The sequence below is a fragment of the Streptomyces sp. NRRL F-4489 genome (assembly GCF_001509485.1).
In the GTDB taxonomy this organism is placed as follows: domain Bacteria; phylum Actinomycetota; class Actinomycetes; order Streptomycetales; family Streptomycetaceae; genus Streptomyces.
In genome coordinates this window covers 1-24,242 of sequence record NZ_LLZI01000234.1, presented here as the reverse complement: position 1 = coordinate 24,242, position 24,242 = coordinate 1, and the positions used below count along the sequence as shown (strand labels likewise).

General features: G+C 70.4%; 26 protein-coding genes and 1 pseudogene. 14 read left to right on the top strand and 13 right to left on the bottom strand.

Annotated features, from left to right (window positions below):
* Positions 1 to 24 precede the first annotated feature (24 nt).
* Positions 25 to 534 carry an FBP domain-containing protein gene (locus tag ADL22_RS21205; RefSeq protein WP_066981936.1) on the top strand — a complete coding sequence of 170 codons (510 nt, stop codon included), beginning with the start codon at positions 25 to 27 and terminating at the stop codon, positions 532 to 534.
* A gap of 48 nt (positions 535 to 582) precedes the next feature.
* Here ADL22_RS21205 and ADL22_RS21200 read toward each other — a convergent pair whose 3' ends face one another.
* Positions 583 to 1,056, bottom strand: a complete 474-nt coding sequence (locus tag ADL22_RS21200; RefSeq protein WP_066981933.1) for a rhodanese-like domain-containing protein — start codon at positions 1,054 to 1,056, stop codon at positions 583 to 585.
* Positions 1,057 to 1,149: 93 nt separating this feature from the next.
* Here ADL22_RS21200 and ADL22_RS21195 point away from each other — a divergent pair, with 93 nt between their 5' ends.
* The gene (locus tag ADL22_RS21195; protein ID WP_066982024.1) at positions 1,150 to 1,620 is read left to right on the top strand and encodes an Lrp/AsnC family transcriptional regulator; all 471 of its coding nucleotides are present in this window, start codon (positions 1,150 to 1,152) and stop codon (positions 1,618 to 1,620) included.
* Positions 1,621 to 1,627: 7 nt separating this feature from the next.
* Here the strand turns inward: ADL22_RS21195 and ADL22_RS21190 are convergent, their stop codons facing one another.
* Positions 1,628 to 2,461, bottom strand: coding sequence for an alpha/beta fold hydrolase (locus ADL22_RS21190; protein ID WP_066981931.1), 834 nt, complete (start codon positions 2,459 to 2,461; stop codon positions 1,628 to 1,630).
* A gap of 74 nt (positions 2,462 to 2,535) precedes the next feature.
* Between ADL22_RS21190 and ADL22_RS21185 the strand changes: the two genes are divergently transcribed.
* On the top strand, positions 2,536 to 2,973 hold the full coding sequence (locus tag ADL22_RS21185; RefSeq protein WP_066981928.1) for a MerR family transcriptional regulator: 438 nt from the start codon (positions 2,536 to 2,538) through the stop codon (positions 2,971 to 2,973).
* 84 nt (positions 2,974 to 3,057) lie between these two features.
* Here the strand turns inward: ADL22_RS21185 and ADL22_RS21180 are convergent, their stop codons facing one another.
* From ADL22_RS21180 to ADL22_RS21160, 5 genes are all read right to left on the bottom strand, one after another.
* Positions 3,058 to 3,831 (bottom strand): succinate dehydrogenase iron-sulfur subunit, encoded by a 774-nt coding sequence (locus tag ADL22_RS21180; protein WP_066981925.1) that lies wholly within the window; start codon positions 3,829 to 3,831, stop codon positions 3,058 to 3,060.
* Positions 3,831 to 5,585, bottom strand: coding sequence for a succinate dehydrogenase flavoprotein subunit (gene sdhA / locus ADL22_RS21175; protein ID WP_066981922.1), 1,755 nt, complete (start codon positions 5,583 to 5,585; stop codon positions 3,831 to 3,833). The genes ADL22_RS21180 and sdhA overlap by 1 nt, the downstream gene beginning before the upstream one ends.
* A gap of 32 nt (positions 5,586 to 5,617) precedes the next feature.
* Complete coding sequence (locus ADL22_RS21170) at positions 5,618 to 6,097, bottom strand: succinate dehydrogenase hydrophobic membrane anchor subunit (RefSeq protein WP_066981920.1); 480 nt, start codon at positions 6,095 to 6,097, stop codon at positions 5,618 to 5,620.
* A 6-nt stretch (positions 6,098 to 6,103) separates the two neighbouring features.
* Entirely contained in the window at positions 6,104 to 6,484 is a 381-nt protein-coding gene (sdhC, locus tag ADL22_RS21165) for a succinate dehydrogenase, cytochrome b556 subunit (protein ID WP_079064305.1), read from the bottom strand.
* A 182-nt stretch (positions 6,485 to 6,666) separates the two neighbouring features.
* A complete protein-coding gene (locus ADL22_RS21160) occupies positions 6,667 to 7,176 on the bottom strand; it encodes a 2-oxo-4-hydroxy-4-carboxy-5-ureidoimidazoline decarboxylase (protein ID WP_079064310.1) in 510 nt (169 codons plus the stop codon).
* Between the two features lie 426 nt (positions 7,177 to 7,602).
* Between ADL22_RS21160 and ADL22_RS21155 the strand changes: the two genes are divergently transcribed.
* Positions 7,603 to 9,336 (top strand): beta-N-acetylhexosaminidase, encoded by a 1,734-nt coding sequence (locus ADL22_RS21155; RefSeq protein WP_066981911.1) that lies wholly within the window; start codon positions 7,603 to 7,605, stop codon positions 9,334 to 9,336.
* 189 nt (positions 9,337 to 9,525) lie between these two features.
* Here ADL22_RS21155 and ADL22_RS35800 read toward each other — a convergent pair whose 3' ends face one another.
* The 3 genes from ADL22_RS35800 to ADL22_RS21140 are packed head-to-tail and all read right to left on the bottom strand — an operon-like array spanning position 9,526 to position 12,121.
* A complete protein-coding gene (locus ADL22_RS35800; protein WP_066981908.1) occupies positions 9,526 to 10,437 on the bottom strand; it encodes a hypothetical protein in 912 nt (303 codons plus the stop codon).
* A complete protein-coding gene (locus tag ADL22_RS21145; RefSeq protein WP_159048700.1) occupies positions 10,434 to 11,795 on the bottom strand; it encodes a WXG100 family type VII secretion target in 1,362 nt (453 codons plus the stop codon). Before ADL22_RS21145 ends, ADL22_RS35800 begins: the two co-directional genes overlap by 4 nt.
* Positions 11,792 to 12,121: a WXG100 family type VII secretion target gene (locus tag ADL22_RS21140; protein ID WP_066981902.1), complete on the bottom strand. Its 330-nt coding sequence runs from the start codon at positions 12,119 to 12,121 to the stop codon at positions 11,792 to 11,794. The genes ADL22_RS21145 and ADL22_RS21140 overlap by 4 nt, the downstream gene beginning before the upstream one ends.
* Positions 12,122 to 12,583: 462 nt before the next feature.
* Here ADL22_RS21140 and ADL22_RS36700 point away from each other — a divergent pair, with 462 nt between their 5' ends.
* From ADL22_RS36700 to ADL22_RS21130, 3 genes are all read left to right on the top strand, one after another.
* Entirely contained in the window at positions 12,584 to 12,715 is a 132-nt protein-coding gene (locus tag ADL22_RS36700; protein WP_267890198.1) for a hypothetical protein, read from the top strand.
* A gap of 540 nt (positions 12,716 to 13,255) precedes the next feature.
* Positions 13,256 to 13,906 carry an RNA polymerase sigma factor gene (locus tag ADL22_RS21135; protein ID WP_066981899.1) on the top strand — a complete coding sequence of 217 codons (651 nt, stop codon included), beginning with the start codon at positions 13,256 to 13,258 and terminating at the stop codon, positions 13,904 to 13,906.
* Positions 13,906 to 15,021 carry a hypothetical protein gene (locus tag ADL22_RS21130; RefSeq protein ID WP_066981896.1) on the top strand — a complete coding sequence of 372 codons (1,116 nt, stop codon included), beginning with the start codon at positions 13,906 to 13,908 and terminating at the stop codon, positions 15,019 to 15,021. The genes ADL22_RS21135 and ADL22_RS21130 overlap by 1 nt, the downstream gene beginning before the upstream one ends.
* A gap of 198 nt (positions 15,022 to 15,219) precedes the next feature.
* On the opposite strand, the gene ADL22_RS37020 is transcribed toward ADL22_RS21130, so the two are convergent.
* Complete coding sequence (locus tag ADL22_RS37020; RefSeq protein WP_079064304.1) at positions 15,220 to 15,597, bottom strand: peptidoglycan-binding domain-containing protein; 378 nt, start codon at positions 15,595 to 15,597, stop codon at positions 15,220 to 15,222.
* 100 nt (positions 15,598 to 15,697) lie between these two features.
* Between ADL22_RS37020 and ADL22_RS21125 the strand changes: the two genes are divergently transcribed.
* On the top strand, positions 15,698 to 17,278 hold the full coding sequence (locus ADL22_RS21125; protein ID WP_066981894.1) for an acyl-CoA mutase large subunit family protein: 1,581 nt from the start codon (positions 15,698 to 15,700) through the stop codon (positions 17,276 to 17,278).
* A 76-nt stretch (positions 17,279 to 17,354) separates the two neighbouring features.
* On the top strand, positions 17,355 to 17,567 hold the full coding sequence (locus ADL22_RS21120) for a hypothetical protein (protein ID WP_066981890.1): 213 nt from the start codon (positions 17,355 to 17,357) through the stop codon (positions 17,565 to 17,567).
* A gap of 18 nt (positions 17,568 to 17,585) precedes the next feature.
* Here ADL22_RS21120 and ADL22_RS21115 read toward each other — a convergent pair whose 3' ends face one another.
* Positions 17,586 to 18,296 carry a FadR/GntR family transcriptional regulator gene (locus tag ADL22_RS21115; protein WP_066981887.1) on the bottom strand — a complete coding sequence of 237 codons (711 nt, stop codon included), beginning with the start codon at positions 18,294 to 18,296 and terminating at the stop codon, positions 17,586 to 17,588.
* Positions 18,297 to 18,531: 235 nt separating this feature from the next.
* On the opposite strand from ADL22_RS21115, the gene ADL22_RS21110 reads away from it, so the two are divergent.
* A complete protein-coding gene (locus ADL22_RS21110; protein WP_066981884.1) occupies positions 18,532 to 19,056 on the top strand; it encodes a gluconokinase in 525 nt (174 codons plus the stop codon).
* Positions 19,057 to 19,155: 99 nt separating this feature from the next.
* Complete coding sequence (locus ADL22_RS21105) at positions 19,156 to 20,553, top strand: gluconate:H+ symporter (protein WP_107116354.1); 1,398 nt, start codon at positions 19,156 to 19,158, stop codon at positions 20,551 to 20,553.
* Between the two features lie 123 nt (positions 20,554 to 20,676).
* On the opposite strand, the pseudogene ADL22_RS34085 reads toward ADL22_RS21105, so the two are convergent.
* Positions 20,677 to 21,030, bottom strand: a pseudogene (locus ADL22_RS34085) (NUDIX hydrolase).
* A gap of 80 nt (positions 21,031 to 21,110) precedes the next feature.
* Here ADL22_RS34085 and ADL22_RS21100 point away from each other — a divergent pair.
* The 3 genes from ADL22_RS21100 to ADL22_RS21090 all read left to right on the top strand — a co-directional run bounded on the left by ADL22_RS21100 (position 21,111) and on the right by ADL22_RS21090 (position 24,063).
* Positions 21,111 to 22,331 (top strand): helix-turn-helix domain-containing protein, encoded by a 1,221-nt coding sequence (locus ADL22_RS21100; RefSeq protein ID WP_066982021.1) that lies wholly within the window; start codon positions 21,111 to 21,113, stop codon positions 22,329 to 22,331.
* A 217-nt stretch (positions 22,332 to 22,548) separates the two neighbouring features.
* Complete coding sequence (locus ADL22_RS21095) at positions 22,549 to 22,866, top strand: hypothetical protein (RefSeq protein WP_066982019.1); 318 nt, start codon at positions 22,549 to 22,551, stop codon at positions 22,864 to 22,866.
* 414 nt (positions 22,867 to 23,280) lie between these two features.
* Positions 23,281 to 24,063: a zinc-binding dehydrogenase gene (locus tag ADL22_RS21090; RefSeq protein WP_234430789.1), complete on the top strand. Its 783-nt coding sequence runs from the start codon at positions 23,281 to 23,283 to the stop codon at positions 24,061 to 24,063.
* Positions 24,064 to 24,242 lie beyond the last annotated feature (179 nt).

The window sequence follows — 24,242 nt, the reverse complement described above, 5'->3', positions numbered from 1 at the left end:
CTCCCCGCTGTTAGCGTCCGTTTCATGGAACCGCTCGGCGAGAAACAGATACGCGCGTCCTTCGTGAACTGCTCCAAGGGCGAGGCGAACCGCCTCAACCTCCCCGCGGGCCTGCCCGGCCTGCCGTGGGAAGACCTCGACTTCCTGGGGTGGCGCGACCCGCAGGCCCCGGACCGCAGCTATCTGGTCGCTCCCCGCGGCGACGGCCTGATCGGCGTCACGCTCCGCGTCCCGCAGGGGGTGCGGCGCAGCTTCACCAAGACCACGGTGTGCTCGGTGTGCCTGACCGGCCACCCCGGTTCCGGCGTCAGCCTGCTGGCCGCCCGCCGCGCCGGCCCGGCCGGCCGCCAGGGCAACACCGTCGGCACGTACCTCTGCGCCGACCTCGCCTGCTCCCTCTACGTCCGCGGCCGCAAGCAGTCCCAGCTCGCCGGCCGGCACAAGGAGAGCATCCCCCTGGAGGAGCGCATCGCGCGCACCGTCCGCAACCTCGACGCCTTCCTGGACAAGGTCCTGGAGGGCGAGCCGGCCTGACGGATCCCGGCTGCGCGGGGACCGTACCGCCCAGCCGTACGGTGTCCGTCAGCAGGCGCAGGTGGGGGCGCCGACCGGAGCGGTCAGCGGGTCCGCCGCGCGCCGCTCGGTACCGGTCGGGGTCGCGACGGGGAAGCCCTCGCGGATCCAGTACTCGATACCACCGATCATCTCCTTGACCCGGTAGCCGAGTTGGCTGAGGGCGAGCGCCGCGCGGGTGGCGCCGTCGCAGCCAGGACCCCAGCAGTAGGTGATGACCGGGACGTCCGGGTCGAGCAGGCTCGCGGCCCGGGCCGGGATGTCGGCGGTGGGCAGGTGGACCGCGCCCGGCACATGGCCTTGCTCCCAGCCGGCGCCGCCCCGCGAATCGACCAGCACGAAACCGGGGTCACCCGAGTCGAGCGAGGCGCGGACGTCGGAGACGTCCGCCTGGAAGGCGAGGCGCGCGGCGAAGAAGGCGGCGGCTTCGACGGGAGGCGCGGGCGGTACGCGCAGTGCGGGGCTTGCGGCAGGGGTGTTCATGGCCGAAACCCTACGGAGCGCGGCCGCACGCGGGAACAGGCAATCCCCGGCCGTTCCGCCCCACGACCGGGGATGCCGTGCTATTTCTCCTCCATGACCGCTGATTTCCTTGACGAGACCGACATACGCATCCTGGAAGCCCTGCAACAGGACGGCCGGGCCAGCTACGCCGAGCTGGCCCGGACGGTGTCCATGTCGGCCAGTGCCGTCACCGAGCGGGTGCGGCGGCTGGAAGAGAGCGGTGTGATCCGCGGCTACGCGGCAGTGGTGGACCCGGAACGGCTCGGGCTCGGCATCCTGGCCTTCGTCCGGCTCCGCTACCCCACGGGCAACTACAAACCGTTCCACGATCTGGTGGCCACCACCCCCGAGATCATGGAAGCCCACCACGTCACCGGCGAGGACTGCTTCGTGCTCAAGGTCCTCGCCCGTTCCATGCGCCACCTCGAAGCGACGACCGGCCGGATCGCCGGACTCGGCTCCGTGACGACCAGCGTCGTCTACTCCAGCCCGCTCCCGGACCGCGCGATCACGGCGACGGCCGCGGCGCCGGAGCCGCGGTAGCCGGCGGTCACAGCCCGCGGGCGGCCAGGAAGTCCCCGATCAGGGCCAGCCACTCCTCGTTCCGCTCGACCATCGGGAGATGGCCGCTGGCCACCTCGGCGTACTCGGCGCCGGGGATGTGGTCCGCCAGGTAGCGGGAGTTGGCCGGGTCCAGCAGGGCGTCCAGGGTGGTGGCGATGACCAGCGTCGGCACCGCGATACCGGGCAGGTCGGCGGTGGTGTCCACCTCCCTGGCCAGCGCCGCCTGCTCGGCCGAACCGGCCGGCGGCAGCGCCGGGTCCGGGTCCAGGACGGCGGCCAGCTCCTCCGGCGGCAGCGCGTTGAACTGCTGTGGGGACAGCCCGCTCAGCGCCCGCGCCTGGGCGAAGCCCTGGTAGTCGCCGTGGTCCAGCAGCCGCAGCCACAGGTCCAGCCAGACCCGGGCCCGGGCGTCGGCCTTGGCCAGCCCGGCGGTCAGCACCAGCCCGCGCACCCGCTCCGGGTGGCGGGCCGCGGCGCGTACCGCGACCGCGGTGCCCATCGAGAAGCCGATGGCGGTGAAGGTCTCCAGACCGGCCGCGACGGCCTCGGCGACCACCGCGTCGGCCAGCGCGTCCAGCTCCAGCGGGCCGCCGGCCCGCGGGGTCTCGCCGGAACCGGGGTAGTCGGACGCCACCACCCGGTGGCCGGTCGCGGTCAGCGCCGGGATCAGCGTGCCGTAGTTGTCCCGGACCGAGCCGGTGGCGCCGTGGGCCAGCAGTACGCCGGGCCCGCCGGCCGGACCGGCGACGGTGGTGGACAGCGGAGGAAGGGCAACGGTCTGCTGCGCGGCGGGAATCCGCGCGTCGGGAATCTGCGTCATGCCGTAGAGGTTGCCGCTTGACACCGGTGTCAAGGTCAAGCCGGAACGGACACCAAGAGGGAGAGGAGCACCACATGGGGGATGGAGTACGGGCCGGGCGGCCGCCGGCGGAGCGGATGCGAATCGGGGAACTGGCCCGCCGCGCCGGCGTCAGCACTCGCGTCCTGCGCTACTACGAGCAGCGCGGCCTGCTCCGCGCCGGCCGCGACCCCAACGGCTACCGCGTCTACGACCCCGGCGCCGTGGACACCGTCACCCGCATCCGCGAACTCCTCGCCACCGGCCTGTCCACCGACGCCATCCGCGAGCTGCTGCCCTGCGCCCAGGGCGGTCCGGGCCTGAACCCGTGCGCGTTCTCGTGGTGTGCCGTGGAACGCCAGATGGCCCAACTCGACGCCGAGATAGCCGAGTTGACGCGTCGCCGGGCGGCCCTGGCGGCGTACGCCCGCACCATGCGCGAACGCCACGCCCAGGACGAGGCCCTGGCGGCGATGTCCCTGCGCTCGGCCTGATCCCGCAGCTCCGGCCCCGGGAACGGCGAAGGCCCCGCCTCCGTAAAGGAAGCGGGGCCCGTACGCCGGCTCGGCGTAAAGGTGTCAGAAGCGACGCGTGATCAGCGCTCGCTTGACCTCCTGGATGGCCTTCGTGACCTCGATACCGCGCGGGCAGGCGTCCGTGCAGTTGAAGGTCGTCCGGCAGCGCCAGACGCCGTCCTTGTCGTTGAGGATCTCCAGCCGCTGCTCGCCGCCCTCGTCACGCGAGTCGAAGATGAAGCGGTGCGCGTTGACGATCGCCGCCGGGCCGAAGTACTGGCCGTCGTTCCAGAACACCGGGCACGAGGTGGTGCACGCGGCGCACAGGATGCACTTGGTGGTGTCGTCGAAGCGCTCGCGGTCCTCGGCGGACTGCAGCCGCTCGCGGGTCGGCTCGTTGCCGGTGGTGATCAGGAACGGCATCACGTCCCGGTACGCCTGGAAGAAGGGGTCCATGTCGACGACAAGGTCCTTCAGTACCGTCAGGCCCTTGATGGCCTCGACGGTGATCGGCTTCTCGGGGTTGATGTCCTTGATCAGCGTCTTGCAGGCCAGCCGGTTGCGGCCGTTGATGCGCATGGCGTCCGAGCCGCAGATCCCGTGGGCGCAGGAGCGGCGGAAGGTCAGCGAACCGTCCAGCTCCCACTTGATCTTGTGGAGGGCGTCCAGGACGCGCTCCTTGGGATCGATCTCCAGCTGGAAGTCCTCCCAGCGCGCCTCGTCGGAGACCTCCGGGTTGAACCGGCGGATCCGGAAGGTGACGCTGATCGTGTGCGCCGCGGTGTTCTCGGCCGCGTCCAGCGCCGCGGAGTGCTTGTCGAGAGTCGGGGTGCTCATCAGTACTTACGCTCCATCGGCTGGTAGCGGGTCTGCACGACCGGCTTGTAGTCGAGGCGGATCGACTCGGCGCCGTCTGCGCCCACCTCGCGGTACGCCATGGTGTGCCGCATGAAGTTGACGTCGTCGCGGTTGGGGTAGTCCTCGCGGTAGTGGCCGCCGCGGGACTCCTTGCGGGCCAGGGCGGAGACCGCCATGACCTCGGCCAGGTCGAGGAGGTTGCCCAGCTCGATGGCCTCCAGCAGGTCGGTGTTGAAGCGCTTGCCCTTGTCCTGGATCGCCACGTTCTTGTAGCGCTCCTTGAGCTCGCCGATCTTCTCCACCGCGGTCTTGATGGTCTGCTCGGTGCGGAAGACCATGACGTTGGCGTCCATGGTCTCCTGCAGCTCCTTGCGGATCTCGGTGACCCGCTCGCCGCCGGTGGCGTTGCGCAGCCGCTCGACCTGCTCGGCGACCAGCGACGCGGGGTCCTCGGGCAGCTCGACGTAGTCGGCCGTCGCGGCGTACTCCGCCGCGGCGATACCGGCCCGGCGGCCGAAGACGTTGATGTCCAGCAGCGAGTTGGTGCCCAGGCGGTTGGCGCCGTGCACCGAGACGCAGGCCACCTCGCCGGCCGCGTACAGGCCGGGCACGACGGTGGTGTTGTCCGCCAGCACCTCGCCCTGGACGTTGGTCGGGATACCGCCCATCGCGTAGTGCGCGGTCGGCTGGATCGGGATCGGGTCGGTGTACGGCTCGATACCGAGGTACGTGCGCGCGAACTCGGTGATGTCCGGCAGCTTGGCGTCCAGCTGCTCCGGCGGCAGGTGGGTCAGGTCGAGGTAGACGTGGTCGCCCTCGGGACCGCAGCCGCGGCCCTCGCGGATCTCCGTGTAGATGGAGCGGGACACGACGTCACGGGACGCCAGGTCCTTCATGACCGGCGCGTACTTCTCCATGAAGCGCTCGCCGTCCTTGTTGCGGAGGATGCCGCCCTCACCGCGGGCGCCCTCCGTCAGCAGGATGCCCATCCGCCAGATGCCGGTCGGGTGGAACTGGAAGAACTCCATGTCCTCCAGCGGCAGCCCGCGGCGGTAGACGGCGGCCTGGCCGTCACCGGTGAGGGTGTGCGCGTTGGAGGTCACCTTGAAGAACTTGCCGCAGCCGCCGGAGGCGTAGATGACGGCCTTCGCCTGGAAGATGTGGATCTCGCCGGTGGCCAGCTCGTAGGCGACCACACCGGCCGACCGCTTGACGCCGTCGACCTCGGTGATCAGCTGGTCCAGGACGTAGAACTCGTTGAAGAACTCCACACCCTCCTTGACGCAGTTCTGGTACAGCGTCTGGAGGATCATGTGGCCGGTGCGGTCCGCGGCGTAGCAGGACCGGCGGACCGGGGCCTCACCGTGGTTGCGGGAGTGGCCGCCGAACCGGCGCTGGTCGATCCGGCCCTCCGGCGTGCGGTTGAAGGGCAGGCCCATCTTCTCCAGGTCCAGGACCGAGTCGATGGCCTCCTTCGCCAGGATCTCCGCGGCGTCCTGGTCGACCAGGTAGTCACCGCCCTTGACCGTGTCGAAGGTGTGCCACTCCCAGTTGTCGTCCTCGACGTTGGCCAGGGCCGCGGCCATACCGCCCTGGGCGGCGCCGGTGTGGGAGCGGGTGGGGTAGAGCTTGGTCAGCACGGCGGTGCGGCTGCGCTTCGTCGCCTCGATGGCGGCGCGCATGCCGGCGCCGCCGGCGCCGACGATGACGGTGTCGTACTTGTGGATCTGCATGGGTGGAATACCTCAGTCCCTCAGCCCGGGGCCTAGCGGATGTTCGGGTCGAAGGTGAAGATCACCAGCGTGCCCAGAAGGACGGTGAACACCGTGGCGGTGTAGAGCAGCATCTTGAGCCAGAAGCGGGTGTTGTCCCGCTGCGCGTAGTCGTTGATGACGGTGCGCAGGCCGTTGGCCCCGTGCAGCATGGCCAGCCACAGCATCAGCAGGTCCCAGACCTGCCAGAACGGCGAGGCCCAGCGGCCGGCCACGAAGGCGAAGCCGATCTTGGACACACCGCCGTCCAGCACCAGCTGGATCAGCAGGTGGCCCAGGACCAGGACGACCAGCACGATGCCGGACAGCCGCATGAACAGCCAGCCGTACAGCTCGAAGTTGGTGCGGGTCGCCCGCGGCGACTTCTTGGTGCGCTTGCGGGGCGCCTCGATGACGGGAGCGGGGTTGTCCGCGTCGAAGAGCGCGACGTTCTCCGCGGCGGTGGCGCCCGCGGTGGTGGATTCAGCAGACATGACGCGTCAGCTCCCGAACAGCGTGCGCAGCGTGTGCTGGAGCACGGGGTAGAAGGCACCGGCCATCAGGACGATCCAGACACCGACGACGGTCCAGAGCATCTGCTTCTGGTACTTCGGGCCCTTGGACCAGAAGTCCACCGCGATGACTCGCAGGCCGTTGAGCGCGTGGAAGAGGATGGCGGCCACCAGGCCGTACTCCATCACATTGACGATCGGCGTCTTGTAGGTCGCGACGACGTTGTCGTACGCGTCGGGGGAGACACGAACGAGAGCGGTGTCGAGGACGTGTACGAACAGGAAGAAGAAGATGAGGACGCCGGTGACTCGATGAGCCACCCAGGACCACATGCCTTCCCGGCCGCGGTACAGCGTTCCAGCCGGCACGGAAGAACCCTCCGGGAGCGGGGACTAGGGCCGCGCCGGCTTCTCTGTCGGTCGGGCCCGGCCGGGTACGGTCCACCGGCCGCTCGTCATCGTATCGACGCCCTGTCGGTTCCTCGCGCGGGGGGCCATAGGTGTGATCAAACAGGCACCAACGGCCTATCACACAAGCACGAAGCGGTGAATCACGGACAATCCGCCGCGAGTCGCCCCAGCCGGGCCCGGGCCAGACGCCGTAATTCCTCCGCCGCCACCGACCGCTCCTCGTCCGGTTCGTGGGCGAGGCGGGTGCGGATCGCGTGCAGGGTCTGGTCCAGCAGCTCGTCGTCGTGATAGCCGTCCAGGAAGATCACGAACGCGTGCCGGAAGCGGCGCTCGTAGGCGGCGTGCGCGGCGCGCAGCGCGGTGTGGGCGGCGAGGGTGCCGGGGCCGGGCCGGGCCGGCGGGAGCGGCGCGGGCGGCTCCTGGGCCAGCGCCCGGGCCTGCTCGGCCGGGGTGAGGTCGTAGCTCGCCTCGTCGCCGGCGGCCTGGAGGGCGGCGGCGTCCGGATACGGGCGGTGGTCGGCGAGCCGGGCGGCCCAGCGCGGGCAGCCGCAGCAGGTCAGCAGGGCGGCCACGGCGCGGTCGCGGGGGAGGGCGTTCAGGCGGGCGAGGCCGGGCGCCGGGGGCGGGGTGTGCGGGCCGGGCCCGGATATGCCGCGGCCGGGGGAGTGCGGACGGGGCCGCGGCAGCGGACGGGTGGCCGGGGTGTCACCGGACAGCGTGGGCTCCTCGGGCGGCGGGGGGCGGACGGATGCGGAAGAGGGGTTTCGGTGCAGGGGAGGGGTGGACCGGCGGTGGCCGGAGAGGTGGGTGGGATGAAACGAGCGAAAAGTCTGATACGTACGGAAGTGGAGACAGAGGTGGTGATGCGTCACATGAGGTGGCACCCGGCGGATTCCCGGCGGTCCACACGACCCGGACGGGAGTGCGCGACGGTGAGGCCACGCTAACGACGGCCGTCGGCCGCTGTCCGACGGATGCGCGATTTTCACCCGGATGAGAGAGCTTTCGCGCGCCCGGTGGACGCCCCTGCTCCGCGCTCTGGCAATACCTTCGCCCCGAAAAGTGAGGATTGCACGATGTCGAATCCGATGCGGCCGCCGCACCCGCCGCGGCCCTCGGCCCCCTGGCAGCCCCCGTCCCCGGCCGGCCCGCCGGCCGCCGGTCGGGAAGGCCGGACCGGCCGGACAGGCCCGGCCGGCCGCCGCGCGCTGCCGGCCGTCGCGGCGCTGGCCACCGCGCTGGCCCTGGGCGGCTGCGGCCAAGGCGCCGACTCCCGGCCCCCGGGCGCCGCCCCCAGCTCCTCCAGCCCCGCCGCGCCCATCCCCAGCTGGGCCAAGGTCACCGGCCCGCCGCGCGTCGTCCCCGCCGTACGCGACTTCCGCCCGGCGACCGGAAACGGCTGGCGGCCGGCCAAGGGCGCCCGGATCGTGGTACCGGCCGGGGAGAAGAGCAGCGTCGCCGACGAAGCGCAACTCATGGCCAAGGATCTCGGCGGGCTCCCGATCGCCTGGGGACAGCAGGACGTCCGCCCCGGCGACATCGAGATCAAGCTCACCGGCCCCGCCAACCGGCCCGACAACGCCCCGGCCACGAGCACCGCCGACGAGTCCTACACCCTCACCGCGCGCGGCGGCCGGCTCACCCTCGCCGCCCCCACCGACGCCGGCGTCTTCTACGCCACCCGCACCGTCAAACAGGCCGTCCGCACCGCCGGCGGCCTGCCCGAGGGCACCGTCCAGGACCGCCCCGACCGCGCCGAACGCGGCATGATGCTCGACAACGCCCGCAAGCCCTTCACCGCGGACTGGATCGAGGCCCGCATCCGGCAGCTCGCCGACCTCAAGCTCAACCAGCTCCAGCTGCACTTCTCCGACGACCAGGGCTTCCGCATCCAGAGCGACAGCCACCCGCAGATCGTCTCCGCCGACCACCTCACCAAGGACCAGGTCCGCCACCTGATCAAGGTCGGCCAGAGCCTGCACGTCACCCTGATCCCGGAGATCGACTCACCCGGGCACCTCGGCGCGGTCCTCGACCACTACCCCGACCTCCAGCTGCGCAACGCCTCCGGCAAGGTCCTGCGCGGCGCCATCGACATCTCCAAACCGCAGGCCGGCGCCCTCGTCGACGCGCTGCTGAAGGAGTACGCCCAGCTCTTCCCCGGCCCGTACTGGCACCTCGGCGGCGACGAGTACCAGGCCCTTACGGTCCGGAACCCCGAGGCGTCCTACCCGCAGCTCGCCCGGGCCGCCCGCGACAAGTACGGCTCCGGCGCCACCATCAAGGACCTGGCCACCGGCTGGCTCAACGACCGGCAGAAGACCGTCCAGTCCGCCGGCAAGACCCGCATCGAGGCGTGGAACGACGGCTTCTTCGCCGACGGCAAGGTCGCCGCCGACAAGAACCGCACCGCCGCCTACTGGACCGGCAAGGAGATCGGCGCCCGCGACCCCGCCGCCTACCTCGGCGCCGGCCGCAACGTCCTCAACCTCAACGACGAGTACCTCTACTACGTCCTCGGCGAGCCCAACAACTTCACGTACCCGACCGGCGAACGGATCTACAAGAGCTGGACCCCGCGGGTGCTGCGCGGCACCGCGCCGGTGGCCGTACCGCAGAGCGACACCGGCCCCGACCGCATCCCCGGCGCGCGCTTCGCCATCTGGTGCGACCGCTCCCAGGCCCAGACCCCGGACCAGATCGCGGCCGGCATCAAGGCACCGCTCGCCGCACTGGCGCAGAAGACCTGGGACCCGCGCACCCCCGCGCTGTCCTGGCCGGACTTCAAGGCGCTGGTGAACCGGCTCTGACCGGCCGGGCGGGAAGAAAAAGGAATCCGAGAGACGGCCGGGGCCGCCACCCCTGGCCAGGTGCTCTACGAAATGGCCCCTGACCAGGCACTCTGTCGTCTGGTCAGGGGCCGTGGCCGCGATCTGTAGTGCCCCCGGCTTGCGGTTTCTGGCAGGGCTGCGTCGCACTGGCCTGGTGGCAACGTGCTCCTAGCCCTCGGACCAAGGCATGGGCTCAGGACGGCGGTACCACCACCATGCCTTCTGGGCCAAGTGGGTAACACGCTCTGCCTGATCGCCGGCAACGACGTGGTCGTGGTCTTCCACTGTCTGCTCTCGGTAGAGGCCGTCGACCTCGTTCAGGTATTTCCTATAAAGCGTTTGCACGTCGCCCGGAAGTTGACGTACATACCCCTCGATGTCATCGCGGTATTCGAGAACTTCCCGGTAGAATTCCAGCGGGTACCAGTCAGATGGCGCCCAGTTGCCCTCTGCGCGCCGGGATAGCTTCTCCCATGCCCCCAGGTAAGACTTGGCAATGCGTACCGTCTCGGCGACATCGGGCGTGATGGTCAAACCATTCGCCCCATTCTCGCCTTGCTTCAAAGACTCGACGGATTCCGCAAAGGCATCAGCCAGAGGCGTAGCGATTTTCTGCTCGCGCACTACTTCCGGGAGGTGCATTACAGGAACGTCTGGCAACCGATCGACGAATGCCTCCACTGCGGCGACCGTGAACGTAGGCTCTTCACCGTCTGACTCGGTCAGCCGGGCCCGCGTCACCAGTCCGCCGGGGGCAACCAGCCAGTGGGCGCTCATGGCGCTTTCCTGGGGCGGGTACAGTACGGGCGTGTCGAGAAGGTGCGCAAGCGTTGCGGAGATCTCAGCCTCCGAGGGCTGCTGCCCCACCGAGTCCTGAGCGTAAATGTCCAGGGATAGCGACAGATTTCCCTGAACCTCCGAGTATTCGCAGGAAACCAGGGCGTCCCAGTTGCGGTCTTCTTGGTCGCCGTCGGCATCGGCAACGTCGACTTCCGTCACTGGAACCTCGAAGATCGTGGCGAGAGCTCCAGCCATGACAGCTGGGTCGGGGCTATCGACGAGAAAAAGATTGTACGTCATGGCGTGTATGTCCCATTGTAAATGGCCAAGGCCTTTTGGACGGCTTCCGGGTTGTTGACGAAGCGAGGGTTCTTCGTCAACTGCGGCGCAGCTGAGAGATCCCCCTTAGCCTTCGCAATCTGAGAGAGAGCTGCATACTCGTTCCGATCCAACTCCACGAACCCCGGGCCTGCGGCAGGATAGACGGTTCCGTTCTCATGGACACCGTATGTGCGGCCGTTGATTTCGTAGCGCTCGCCATCCGGGATCCAGGTGGCCTTCCCCTCTGCGATACCAGCGATGTCTTTATCGACCTCCTGAGAATACCCCGGCAGGATGATGGTGTTCTCTTCCTTGATGTTCTTGCCCGCTCGGCCTGCGCCAGCAATGGTATGCCGGTCATGTGGGCGCTTGAGTGTTTTACCGGCCGCCGGGCCCTTTAGATTGCTTGAGGCATCCCAGCCGCTGACCCTGGGGGCCCCGGAGCCTCCCCCGTCGCCTCCCTCGGCGTTGCGCATCAAGGGTTGCCCTGTTGGTCCGACCGGCCCTGAAGGGCCCTCGCCGGCCATCACCAGGCGTGGCCCACCCAAGCTGGGCACCTGCATGTGGAGATTGGGGAATGAGGCGTTGAGGTTCCCCAGGCCGTCCAGCTTCATGTTGCCCAGAACGTTCTTGACACCGCCGGCGTCCGCCACGGCCTGGGCGCTGCGGGCGGCTCCACCGAAGGCGCCGCCCATGAGCATGCCGGACACTCCGGCGTCCTTGATTTCGGCGGCGTTGATGCCGTGCTGGTCCCCGAGCAGATTCCGGCCGCCCTGGGCGACGACCACATCCACCGTGATGGCGCTGATGCCGCCGATGGCGGCGGTGGCCAGGACGGTGCCGGCGATCTCGGTGACGGTGGCTGAGACGGCGACGCCTGCCGTGCCGGCCGCTGCGACGATCGCTTCGGTGGCACCCGCGGCTGCCACCTCGCTTATGCCGCCGGTAAAGATGGCCAACGCCGCACCGGCGACCAGGACCGCGCCGGCGATCTCCAGCTCGTGCTCGATCTTTTTCTTGGCTTCGGCTATCTGGTCGGCGAACTTGTCCAAGGCCTTGGCCATGTCTTCCGCGGCAGAAGCGAGGTCGTCCAAGTACCCCTTGCCCCCGCCGTGGTACTTCTTCCAGAACGCACCGAACGCCTCAATCGACTTGCCCTTGTTGGTGTCGATGACGTCCTGTGCGGACTTGTGTGTCGCAGAGATGATGTCCTTGACGTCATCAGCAAATGTCCGCCAGGCGCGAGCGGCTTCCCGGAGCTCGTCCTCATCACCCTTCGGCCACCACATGCCGGTGAGTTCCTGAACGATTTCCTTGGCCTTGTCTGCGGTACTCAATGCACACCGCCACCTTGCGACGTGAAGCCCGAGGCGTTGGAGCGATCCGCTTCCTCGTGATTGTCAGCCATATCCTTCATGGCCTTGCCAATGCTTTCCAGGCCCTTCACCAACGCATGGGCGGCACGCTCGATCTGGGTGCGATGAGGGCTGTAGACGCCCTCAAACTTCTTCCCCTGCTCGTCATCCCCCCAAGGTTCCCCTAGCCCATCGAGTGAGTGCTTCAGTTTCTCGGCAGCCTTGGCCAAAGCGGCTGACTCCCTGTTGAATTTCGGTGCTTCGTTCTTCAGCTGATGCGTGTCCACATCGAAGCCAGAAGCAGCCACGATTCCCCCAAGCGCGCATTGTCATCACGTTCACTGCGAACCTACCGTGTACCACTGACAGTGCATCGTGGCCGCTTGGTCTGTGAGCCCGTTTGCCGAGTTCATCCCATTTCGGCGCGTTGTGGCTCATGCGGATATGGCCACGCAGTGGCTCAAATTCGCACGGCCTACGCGCGGTTCGACTACCGGAAGAGGGGCTGCGGGCCGCATGGTCAACTGTGCGGGAGATCATTCCTATCGCAGGCGGTGATGAGGTCGTCCGGCCGATCCAGGGGCGTACCACAGGAGCGGTGTCTGGGGCCTATGGGTTGCGGAGGCCGCGGGCCACTTCCACATCCGGATATGGCTTGTCGATCAGGAGGCCGACCGGGGCGGTTGCGGCCCACTGCGACATGAAGCCCGGCGACTGGATGGACAAGTGGTGCGCCGGCCTTCGGGCCGAGGAAACGACCGTGAGGGGCTGTGAGCCGAGAATCCGGTGGAGGTCCCGGCAAAAGGGAGGCACCGCTCGCCGCCTTGGCGCAGAAGACCTGGGACCCGCGCACCCCCGCGCTGTCCTGGCCGGACTTCAAGGCGCTGGTGAACCGGCTCTGACCGGCCGGGCGGGAAGAAAAAAGGAATCCGAGAGACGGCCGGGGCCGCCACCCCCCACAGGAGAGGCCCCGGCCGTCGTTCGCGGAGGAGCCGCGACGGGCTCCTAACCGATACAGCGCCGCGGGGCCCGAAAGCGTCACACCGGGTACGGGCGGCGGCACGGCCAGTGGTCTGGACGCGGGCCCGGCCCGGCCCGTAACGTGCCGGAACGCGCCAGAACGGCGCACCCGGCCGCGGCGCTCCCGCCCGGCCGGAAGAGCGGCCGGTTACCGGGGAGTTCGGATGGCGACGTACGCACCCCGCCCTGTCGCGCCGCCCGCTCCCAGAGGTGGCCCGGGTGCCGGGCACCCGGTCGCACCCGTTACGGTCAGCAGGAACGGCCGGACGGCCGGCGACCGGCGCAGCGGCTGACCGCGCCGGCCGCACGGCGGTCCCGGCGGCTTCACGGCATCAGACGGCAAACCAGCGGCTACGTAACAGCGACAGCGCGAAACGGCAAGGACCGGGCGGCGGACATTCAGCGTGCGACAGGATGGACCCGTGCGAGGGGACGACATTCAGCCGGACGACGGACGGCTGACGGTTGCCGTACAAGCGGCGCAGGACGGCGACGAGACCGCGTTCCGGACGGTCTACCGCGCCATACATCCGCGGCTCCTCGGCTACGTCCGGACCCTGGTGGGCGAGGCCGATGCCGAGGACGTGGCCTCCGAGGCATGGCTCCAGATAACCCGCGACCTCGCCCGCTTCAGCGGCGACGCGGACCGCTTCCGCGGCTGGGCCGCCCGGATCGCCCGTAACCGCGCGCTGGACCACATCCGGATGCGCGGCCGCCGCCCCGCCATCGGCGGCGACGAGACCGAACTCGCCGACACCCCCGCCGCGTCCGACACCGCCGGCGAAGCCCTCGAAGCCCTCGGCACCGGCCACACCTTCCGGCTCATAGGCCGGCTGCCGCAGGACCAGGCCGAGGCGGTCACCCTGCGGGTCGTGGTCGGCCTGGACGCCAAGAGCGCCGCCCAGGTCCTGGGCAAACGGCCCGGCGCGGTACGCACCGCCGCCCACCGCGGACTGAAGAAACTGGCCGAACTCCTCACCGGCGACGGCGCCGCGGACGACGGCGGCGCGGTGGCGGAATCGTACGTACCAGGTGTGACGGAAACGGCCGCACGAACGCAGAAGGACATGTGATGGCCGACGACCGGTACAGCTGGCTCGACAAGGACGCCGCGGAGCGACTGCTGCGTGGTGAACCGGTCGGTTCCCGGGTCGGAGACGGCGCACGCGAACTGGAACAGCTCCTCGAGGCCGCCGCGGCGGCCGGCACCGGCCTGCCCGAAACGGCCCCCCTGCCCGGGGAGGAAGCCGCGCTGGCCGCCTTCCGCCAGGCCCGGCACGGCCCCGCCGCCCGCCCCCGCGAGACCGCCCGCACCGCCCGCGCCGCCGAACGCGCCGGGCTCGCCCGCCCCTTCAGACGCGGCTTCGCGGTCGCCCTCGCCGTCTGCGCGATCAGCGGTATCGCGGTCGCCGCCGGCACCGGCGTCCTGCCGACCCCCTTCGAGGGCGGCGAGCCGGCCCAGCCCGGCGCCACCGTCACCGCCGCCGAATCGCCCAGCCTCCTCGACACCGAGCGGCCCGCCGCCACCACCGGCGGAACGGGCCGCACCCCCACCCCGCCCGGCGGCCGGACCACCGCCCCCGGCGCCACCCCCCCCCCCGGCGGCAGCCACGGCACCACCCCGGCGCCCGGCACCCCCGCCCCCGGCGGCACGCCCGGTGACGACGACGGCCACCGGTCCGACCCGGACGGCAAGGACAAGAAGAAGCCGCTGCTGACCCTCTGCAAGAACTACGAGACCGGCAACCCCGGCGCCCTCGACCGCGACACCCTCGAACGCCTCCAGGCCGCCGCCGGCGGCCCCGGCAAGGTCCACGCCTTCTGCCGCCAGTACCTCCTCACGGCCGGCCGGCCCGGCAGCGGCACGGGTGACAACGATGGCGCGGGGGGCCGCACCGGTGGCGGGAAGGGCAACGGGAACGGCAAGGGCCGGGGGCACGGCAACGGCGGGGGGAACGGGACCGGGGGCGGCAGCGGCGACGAGGAGGGTGACTCGGCCGGGCGGTCCGGCAGCGGGTTCATGACCCTCGTGCCGGTTCCTGCTACGGCTCCGGGCACGGTTTCTCCCGCTCCGGCTACGGTTCCGGCCACGGTTTCCCCGGCGGCGACGGCCCCGGCCACGGTCCCCGCGGCGTCCGCCACGACCCCGGCGGCACCCGCCGGAACGCGCCCCGGCAGCCAGGTGTGACGTTTTTCGGCCCCGCGACGCAGTAAGAAACGAGCCGACTGGTCATCGGCGGCGCAAGAGCCAGGGTTCCCCCCGTACCCGTGGCTCAGCGCACCCGGCGCGGGCGGGGCACGTTCCCCCGGCCCTGCCCGCGCCCCCCTTTTTGCGCCTAAGCCGGCGCGCGCTCTCGCGGATGTGGTTGCGGGGGGTGGGGGTTGCTCAATTGTCGCTTCGGTCAAAGAAATTGATGAGCGGGCGTCGGTGGTTGGGTCCCTGCGGGTGTAGGTCGTTTCCCCTTGGTTTTTTCGTGCGGGACATGAGGGCTGCTCTATCCGCTGTGGTGTAGGTGCCGGTGGGTGGGAGGCCGGCCTGGTGTTGGAAGCGGCGTAGGGCCCTGGCCGTCTCCTTGGCGTAGTGGCCGGTGGGGGTGCGGGGGAACAGGTCCAGTTGGGCCAGGCGGGCCTGGAGGTCGCGGACGGCGGGGCCGTGGGCGCCGGGGGCCAGCAGGGGAGTGGGGCGGGCCGGATGGCAGGCCGCCGTCAGGATCAGTACCGCCGCCAGCAGGGCCGCCGGCCCCGTTCTCCCGCTCCGCCGCATGCCCCGTCCCCTTCCCAGCGGTGCGCGGGGACGAACCTCCAGGCATGCTGTGAGGACGGTGTAAACCGGTACTCTTCACCCGTTTGGAGGCGTAGCGGACATGGCGCGGTACAGCGAGAGCGGGCTGCCCATCGAGCCGGTGTACGGGCCGGAGGCCCTGGCGGACTGGGACCCGGGCCGCGCCCTGGGCGCCCCGGGCGCGTACCCGTACACCCGGGGGGTCTACCCGACGATGTACACGGGGCGGCCCTGGACCATGCGGCAGTACGCCGGGTTCGGTACCGCCCGGGAGTCCAACGCGCGCTACCGGCAGCTGATCGAGCACGGTACGACCGGGCTGTCCGTCGCCTTCGACCTGCCGACGCAGATGGGGCACGACTCCGACACCCCGATCGCCGCGGGCGAGGTCGGCAAGGTCGGGGTGGCGATCGACTCGGTGGAGGACATGGCGGTGCTCTTCGGCGGGATCCCGCTGGGGAAGGTCTCCACGTCGATGACGATCAACGCGCCGGCCGCGTTGCTGCTGCTCATGTACCAACTGGTGGGCGAGGAGCAGGGGTTGAGGGGGGATCAGCTCAATGGGACGGTGCAGAACGATGTGCTGAAGGAGTACATCGCGCGGGGGACGTATATCTTTCCGCCGCAGCCGTCGCTGCGGCTGGCGGCGGATATCTTCCGGTACTGCCGGGCCGAGATTCCGCGGTGGAACACCATCTCCATCTCCGGTTACCACATGGCCGAGGCGGGTGCCTCGCCCGCGCAGGAGATCGCGTTCACGCTGGCCAACGGCATCGCGTACGTCCGTACGGCGCTCGCGGCCGGGATGGCCGTGGACGAGTTCGCGCCCCGGCTGTCGTTCTTCTTCGTCGCGCGGACGACGCTGCTGGAGGAGGTCGCCAAATTCCGGGCGGCGCGGCGGATCTGGGCGCGGGTGATGCGGGACGAGTTCGGCGCCCGCGATCCCAAGTCGCAGATGCTGCGGTTCCACACCCAGACCGCCGGGGTGCAGCTGACCGCCCAGCAGCCGGAGGTCAACCTCGCGCGGGTCACCGTCCAGGGGCTGGCCGCGGTGCTCGGCGGCACCCAGTCACTGCACACCAACTCCTACGACGAGGCCATCGCCCTGCCGAGCGAGAAGGCGGCCCGGCTCGCCCTGCGCACCCAGCAGGTCCTGGCGTACGAGACCGATGTCACCGCCACCGTCGACCCGTTCGCCGGCTCGTACGCCGTGGAGGCGCTGACCGACGCGGTCGAGGAGGCGGCGCTCGCGCTGATGGCGCGGATCGAGGAGCTGGGCGGCGCGGTCGCCGCCATCGAACGCGGCTTCCAGAAGGAGGAGATCGAGCGCAACGCGTACCGGATCGCGCGGGAGACGGACGCGGGCGAGCGGGTGGTGGTCGGCGTCAACCGCTTCCGCAGTGAAGAGGAGGAGCCCTACGAACCGCTGCGGGTGGATCCGGCCATCGAGGCGCGGCAGGCCGAACGGCTCGCGGTGCTCCGCGAACGCCGCAACCGGAACGCGGTGACCGCGGCGCTCGGCGCGCTGCGGAAGGCCGCCGAGGGGCCGGACAATGTGCTCTACCCGATGCGGGAGGCGCTGCGCGCGCGGGCGACGCTGGGCGAGGTGTGCGATGCGCTGCGGGAGGTGTGGGGGACGTATGTGCCGACGGATGCATTTTGATGCGGCGTTGGGTGCCTGGTCCGGTGGAGGCGGGAGCCGGGTGCGGTGGCCGGAACGCGTCCGCCACACTTGGGGCATGTCCGCACCACGACGCCGCTGCCCCGTCTGCACCCGAGAGATCGCCGTGGTCGGCGGCCGCTACGCCCGGCACGACCCGCCGGGGCGGCGGACCGGGATCGAGCTGATCTCCTGTCCGGGCTCCCGGCGCACCGCGCCGATGATGGCGCCCGCGGAGAAGCTCTTCGATCCGGAGGAACCTCCGATGCCGGGGCAGCAGCCGCTGTTCTGAGCGGCCGGGCCGGGTCAACTACGGGGCGAGGACGTCCAGTTCGGCCATCGCGCCGGCCGTGATCTCGCGGGTCAGGGCCTCGGCGCGGGCCGCGTCGCCGGTGCGGATCGCCTCGGCCACCTGGACGTGCAGGGTGACCGCGGCCGGGTCCGGGTCGGTGAACATCACGTGGTGCTGGGTGCGGCCGGTCAGCACCGCGGCCACCACCTCCGCGAGGCGCGCGAACATCTCGTTGCCGGAGGCGGTCAGCACCACCCGGTGGAACGCCATGTCGTGGACGAGGTACGCGTCCAGCTGCTGGCCGCGCGAGGTGGCCACCATGCCCATCGCGTGCTCGGTCAGTTCCGCGCACTGGGCCGGGTCGGCGTGCCGGGCGGCCAGGCCCGCCGCCACCGGCTCGACGGCCGACCGCAGCACGGTCAGCGAACGCAGCTGCCGGGCGCGGTCCCGGCCGGCCAGCCGCCAGCCGATCACCCGCGGGTCGTAGACGTTCCACTCCTCGGTGGGGCGGACCGTCACCCCGACCCGGCGCCGGGACGCCACCAGGCACATCGACTCCAGCACCCGGACCGCCTCGCGGATCACCGTGCGGGACACCTCGAAGCGTTCGGCCAGCTCATCGGTGCGCAGGACCGTGCCCGGAGGGTAGTCGCCCGCGGTGATCGCGGGCCCCAGGGACTCCAGCACGCGGGCGTGCAGCCCCTTCTCCCCGTTCCCGGTCGCTTCCATGGCCCAAGCCTACGGTCCCGCCTCTCGGGCAATTAAGTATGACGTTTACGTCACACGGGCTTGAATACGTCGTACTTCATGGGTTTCAGTTGGCTAGTACAACGTCGAAGTGGACGCTGTCACGCCCTACGCGCCGTATGTGACGTAAGCGATGTGCGTCATGTCTGTCATGTATGTCATGTACGCGGAGGTATGGCTGGTGACGTCCCGTATATGAAGCATCGAGGTATCCGGGATGGACAGGGCCGATGTCGCCGATGTCATCGTCGTGATGGGTGTGGCCGGGACCGGCAAGACGACCATCGGCCCGCTGGTGGCCGGCGCGCTGGGCGTGCCGTACGCCGAGGGCGACGACTTCCACCCGGCGGCCAACATCGCCAAGATGTCCGCCGGAGTCCCCCTGGACGACGCCGACCGCGGCCCCTGGCTCGACGCCATCGGCGCCTGGGCGCACGGGCGGGCCGGCCGCGGCGGGGTGGTCAGCTGCTCCGCCCTCAAGCGTGCCTACCGCGACCGGCTGCGGGCCGCCGCCCCCGGCGTCGTCTTCCTGCACCTCGCGGGCGACCGGGCGCTGATCGAGGCGCGGATGGCCGAGCGCACCGGCCACTTCATGCCGACCGCGCTGCTGGACTCCCAGTTCGCCACCCTCGAACCGCTCGGGGCGGACGAGGCCGGGGTGGCCGTCGATGTCGCCGGCACCCCGGAGGAGATCGCCGACCGCGCGGTCACCGCCCTGCGCCGCCCCACCCCGGCCGCGTAACCCCGCAGGCCGGCCGCCCTCAGACCGCCGGGCCCCGCACCCCCTCCCCCCCGCGGGGCCCGGCCCCCTCCCCCTCCCCTCCCACCCAAGGAATTCGCCGTGCCACATCTCAGCGCCGAGATGCTCGCAGCGGACGCGACCGCGCCGATCACCACGGCCGGTCACGCCCAGCTCGGCATCGCCGTCCTGGCGGGTATCGCCGTCATCGTCCTGCTGATCACCAAGTTCAAGCTGCACGCCTTCCTGTCGCTGATCATCGGTTCGCTGGTGCTCGGCGCGGTGGCCGGGGCGCCGCTCGACAAGGCCATCGCCAGCTTCTCCACGGGGCTCGGGACGACCGTGGCGGGTACCGGCGTACTGATCGCGCTGGGCGCCGTCCTCGGCAAGCTGCTCGCCGACTCCGGCGGCGCGGACCAGATAGTCGACACGATCCTGGCCAAGGCCGGGCGCCGGGCGATGCCCTGGGCGATGGTGCTGATCGCCGGGGTGGTCGGCCTGCCGATCTTCTTCGAGGTCGGCATCGTGCTGCTGATCCCCGTGGTGCTGCTGGTCGCCAAGCGCGGCAACTTCTCCCTGATGCGGATCGGCATCCCGGCGCTGGCCGGCCTCTCCGTCATGCACGGCCTGATCCCGCCGCACCCCGGCCCGCTGGCCGCCATCGACGCGGTCAAGGCCAACCTCGGCGTGACGCTGGCCCTCGGCGTGATCATCGCCATCCCCGCGGCCATCATCGCCGGCCCCCTCTTCTCCCGCTACGCGGCCCGCTGGGTCGACATCGCGCCGCCGGAGAAGATGATCCCGGAACGCACCTCCGACGACCTCGCCAAGCGCCCCGGCTTCGGCATCACCCTCGCCACCGTCCTCCTCCCCGTCGTGATGATGCTCGCCAAGGCCCTGGTGGACGTCGTGGTGGACAACCCCGCGCACACCGTCCAACGGGTCTTCGACGTCGTCGGCTCCCCGCTGATCGCGCTGCTGACGGCCGTGGTCGTCGCCATGGTCACGCTCGGCCGGCCGGCCGGCTTCACCCGCGGCCGGATCGCCGCCACCGTCGAGTCCTCGCTCGGCCCGATCGCCGGCGTGGTGCTGATCGTCGGCGCGGGCGGCGGCTTCAAGCAGACGCTGGTGGACTCCGGCGTCGGCCAGATGATCCTGGAGGTCTCCCGCCACTGGAACATCTCCTCGCTGCTGCTCGCCTGGCTGATCGCCGTCGCCATCCGCCTCGCCACCGGCTCCGCCACCGTCGCCACCATCTCGGCCGCCGGCCTGGTCGCCCCGCTCGCCGCCGAGATGAGCACCACCCACGCCGCCCTCCTCGTCCTCGCCATCGGCGCCGGCTCCCTCTTCTTCAGCCACGTCAACGACGCCGGCTTCTGGATGGTCAAGGAGTACTTCGGCATGAACGTCGCCCAGACCCTCAAGACGTGGTCCCTGATGGAAACCTTGATCTCGGTGGTGGGGATCTTGGGGGTGTTGGGGCTGTCGCTGGTGGTGTAGGCGGCGCGCCGAGCAGGCCGTGGTGCCGTAGTTCCACGACTACGGCACCACGGCACGGACGAGCCCCCGCCGGGCGCCGCTCCGGCCGGCGCCCGGCAGGGGCTCATGCGTTGCCGGCGGCCCTCACCCCAGGTATGGCACTGCCCGCCGTTCCAGGAAATGACCGATCCGGAGTCGCTGGGTGGGTGCAGGGGCAGGCTGGGGAGCTCGTCCGGGGCGACGAACCGGAGGGCGGTGGACTCGTCGGAGAGCTTGAGCGCGCCCCCGGTGATCCGTGCCGTGAAGCACACGTTGAACTGGCGCCGTACCTCCCCGTCGCTGTTCCCTGCCGCCGCCCGGCAGCGCCCACAGCCCGTTGTCCACCCGCCGCTGGAGCAGGATGCGCCCCTCGGCATCCGTGACGACGGCCGAGGCGGCGACCACCAGACTGTTCGGCTCGGGAGCGGCGGGGTCGTCGTAGAACTCGGTACGGGGCATGGGGCCGGCCTTTCGGTCTTTCGGTGGAAGGGGCGCTGGGGACCGTACGGCGCCGGGGCTCGCGGCGTAGCCTCGTGGGCATGGCTGAGCACCTCGGGGACCGGCTGGCGCGGCTGCGGCGGATGGCGGATCTCACCCAAGAGGCGTTGGCAGAGCGCTCGGACGTGTCCGTTGACGTCGTACGGAAGCTGGAGCAGAAGCGCAAGCACAGTGCGCGTCTGCCCACGCTGCACGCACTGGCCCGGGGGCTCGGGGTCGAGCTGACCGCGCTGCTCGGGGACCCGCCGGGGGTGCCCTCCACGGGCGAGGCGGATTCTCCGCAATTCGTCGCGGTGCGGCGAGCCATCATGCCCCCGCTGTTCGCGCCGCCCGAAGAGCCGAATGGCGTCGAGCGGCTTACCGTTCCGCTTCTCCGGCGGGAGATTTCCGACGGCTGGACGCTGTACCACAACGCTGAGTTCGGGCGTGTGATGGAGGTACTGCCGGGCATTATCGCGGACGCGCGTTTCGCGGCGTCGGTCGGCGGTGCGGACGAAAAGGCGGCGGGGCAGGCGGCGTTGGGGAAAGCGCTGCAATTGGCCGGGCACCTTGCCATTCGCCTCGGACGGACCGATCTCGGACTGGCCGCTCTGGAACGTGCCATGGCCGCCGCGGAGCGCTCGTCCGACCCGCTGCTGGTGCCGATGGTCAGCAATTCCGTCGCCTGGAACTACCAGCGGCAGAACCGCCTGGACGATGCCGCCCACGTGGCGGTGCACGCCGCGGATCTGGCCGAACGGGAACACGGCAAAACCGCTGAGGGCCTGCGGGTTTGGGGCGGCCTCATCATGTCCGCCGCGACCTCGTCGGCCCGTTCGGGAGATTACGACGCGGCCAATGAACTGATGACCACGGCGGAGCACGCCACACGCCGGCTGGCCGTTCTCCGGCCCCCGGAGGACGGGAAAATGTTCTCGGTATTCAGCCGGTCCTCGGTCCGTATCGAACGAGTCCGTCTCGCCGTTCAGCACGCACGGCCGGACGAGGCGCTGGCACTCGCCAAGGGAATGCGGATCGGCGCCGATATCCCGGCGTCCTGGCGTACCTGGCTTTTGCTGGACGTCGCCCGTGCGCACACGGACGTGGGCGATATCGAAGGCGCCGTGAAGACCCTCGAACGGCTGCGCCGGATCGCCCCGGCGTGGATGCGCCACCACACCCTCGCCGTCGCCATCGTTACGGACTTGTGGGCCGGACCGCACCGGCCGCCGGGACTGCGCACGCTGGCGGAGTTTCTGGGGGTCGTCAACCAAGCCCGGTAGGCAGGGGCGTTCAAGGCCCGGAGACTAGGACGTTCCGTCCCTGTCGCGGGCTGCTGCCACACGATTGGCTTGGTGGACGCAAGGTCCCCCGGCCTTTGCGATGAGCGTGGCACGGGGGAATGGCCATCAACCGCATAGGGGTTGACGACGTGACCCAAAGTCTTCGAATGCTCTTCGAGCCGCCGTGCCGGGCGACGGTGACCGCCCGGTGAACGCCATGGACACCGCGCGGCTGTTGCCGTGGGCGAGTGTGGAGGGGAAGCCGTGCTTTCTGCTGGCGGGGGACGGGACGGGGTATGTCTCGCGGCTCGCTGATGAAATGGAGGCGGCGCAGCTGACGGTGGCGGCGGGGCTCATCGAGGAGGCGGAGCGTGTGCTCGGTGGGCGGATGTGGACGCCGGGGGAACTGCATCTGCTCGCCGTTGAGTTGAGTGAGTCGCTGAAGTGTGTGTGGCGGGTGGCGGAGAGCCGGGGTGACCGGTTGCTTCGGCTGGAGGAGGCCCAGGAACTCCCCCGATCGGAACGGGATGAGTAGGGGCAGCGCATGCCTCGGTCGGGCCGGCGGGTCCGGCTCACCGTTCCGGTCCGCTCTGCGGGAAGCGTTCCGGGCGCTTTCCTGAAGGGTGCCGCGTCGGCTCAGCCCGCGCGGTGAGGGAAGGCGGCTTCCGTCCTCTCCTGTGTGTGGGGGAGGGCGGGAGCCTTCTACGTATCCGTGGCGTCGGGCGCTGCCTTTGTGCACCGTGCGCGCCGTTGCCGCATCGGGAATCGCTTGATCAGCGTCGGTGTTGGGCCCTGCTGTCAGCAGACGTTGTGGGGAGGGCTTTTCGTGCGCGCGATACGGATTGATCGGTTCGGGGCGCCTGATGTGCTTGGGGTTGTTGATGTTCCCGAGCCCGGGGTAGGCCCGGGAGAGGTGCTGGTCCGGGTCGTGGCGAGCAGTATCAATCCCGTGGATGACAAGACGCGGGAGGGGGCGATCGGTGAAGGGGCGCCGCCGCTGCCGATGACGCTTGGGTGGGATCTGGCCGGTGTGGTGGTCGACGGCGGTGGCAGCGGGCTGCGGGCCGGTGAACGTGTCATCGCCATGTCGCATCAGCTCAGTTCCGGCCGGGGGACCTGGGCCGATCTCGTCGCGCTGCCCGCGCGGGCGGTCGCCGCCGCGCCGCGGTCGGTCAGTATGGCCGAGGCCGCGACGCTGCCGCTGGCCGGGCTGACGGCCGTGCAGACGTTGAACTGGCTGGCGGTCGAGGCCGGTGAGCGGCTGCTGATCGCGGGGGCCGCCGGTGCGGTCGGCGGGCTGGCGTTGCAGATCGCCCGTGCGCGTGGCGTAAAGGTGGATGCTCTGGTGTCCCGGGACGCGCAGGCCGCCTTCGCGCGTGAGCACGGTGCGGAGGTTGTCACCGCCGACCGTGACGCTCTTCAACGCCACGCCTATGACGCGGTTTTCGATACGTTCGGGGCGTTTGTGACCGAGGCGGTGGCCGATGGGGGCCGGTACGCGTCGATTGCCACCCAAGCCGGGCCGGTCCCGGACCTGTCCTCGCGGGGTGTGCGGAGCACCGTTCACCAGGTCCGCGAGGACGGTGCGGGGTTGGGTGAGCTGGTGAAGCTCGTTGACGGCGGGGCCTTGCGGCTGCGGGTGCACGCAAGCTTTGGACTTCACGAGATCCGGGACGCGCATGTCCGGCTTCGGGAGGGAAAGCTGGCGGGGAAGATCGCCTTTCTGTTCTGACCGGGTGTTGCGCGGGTGTCCGGGGTGGGGTGTCGGGTCAGAGCGCGGCCGGGGTTCCCGCGTACGACCGCACGGCCTCGGTGAGGGCGGCGTGGGCGGAGTCCGGTGGGGTGGCCAGGGCTATGTAGGCGTCGGGGCGGATGAGGTAGACGGTGGGGGTGGGGCCGTAGGTGGTGTGG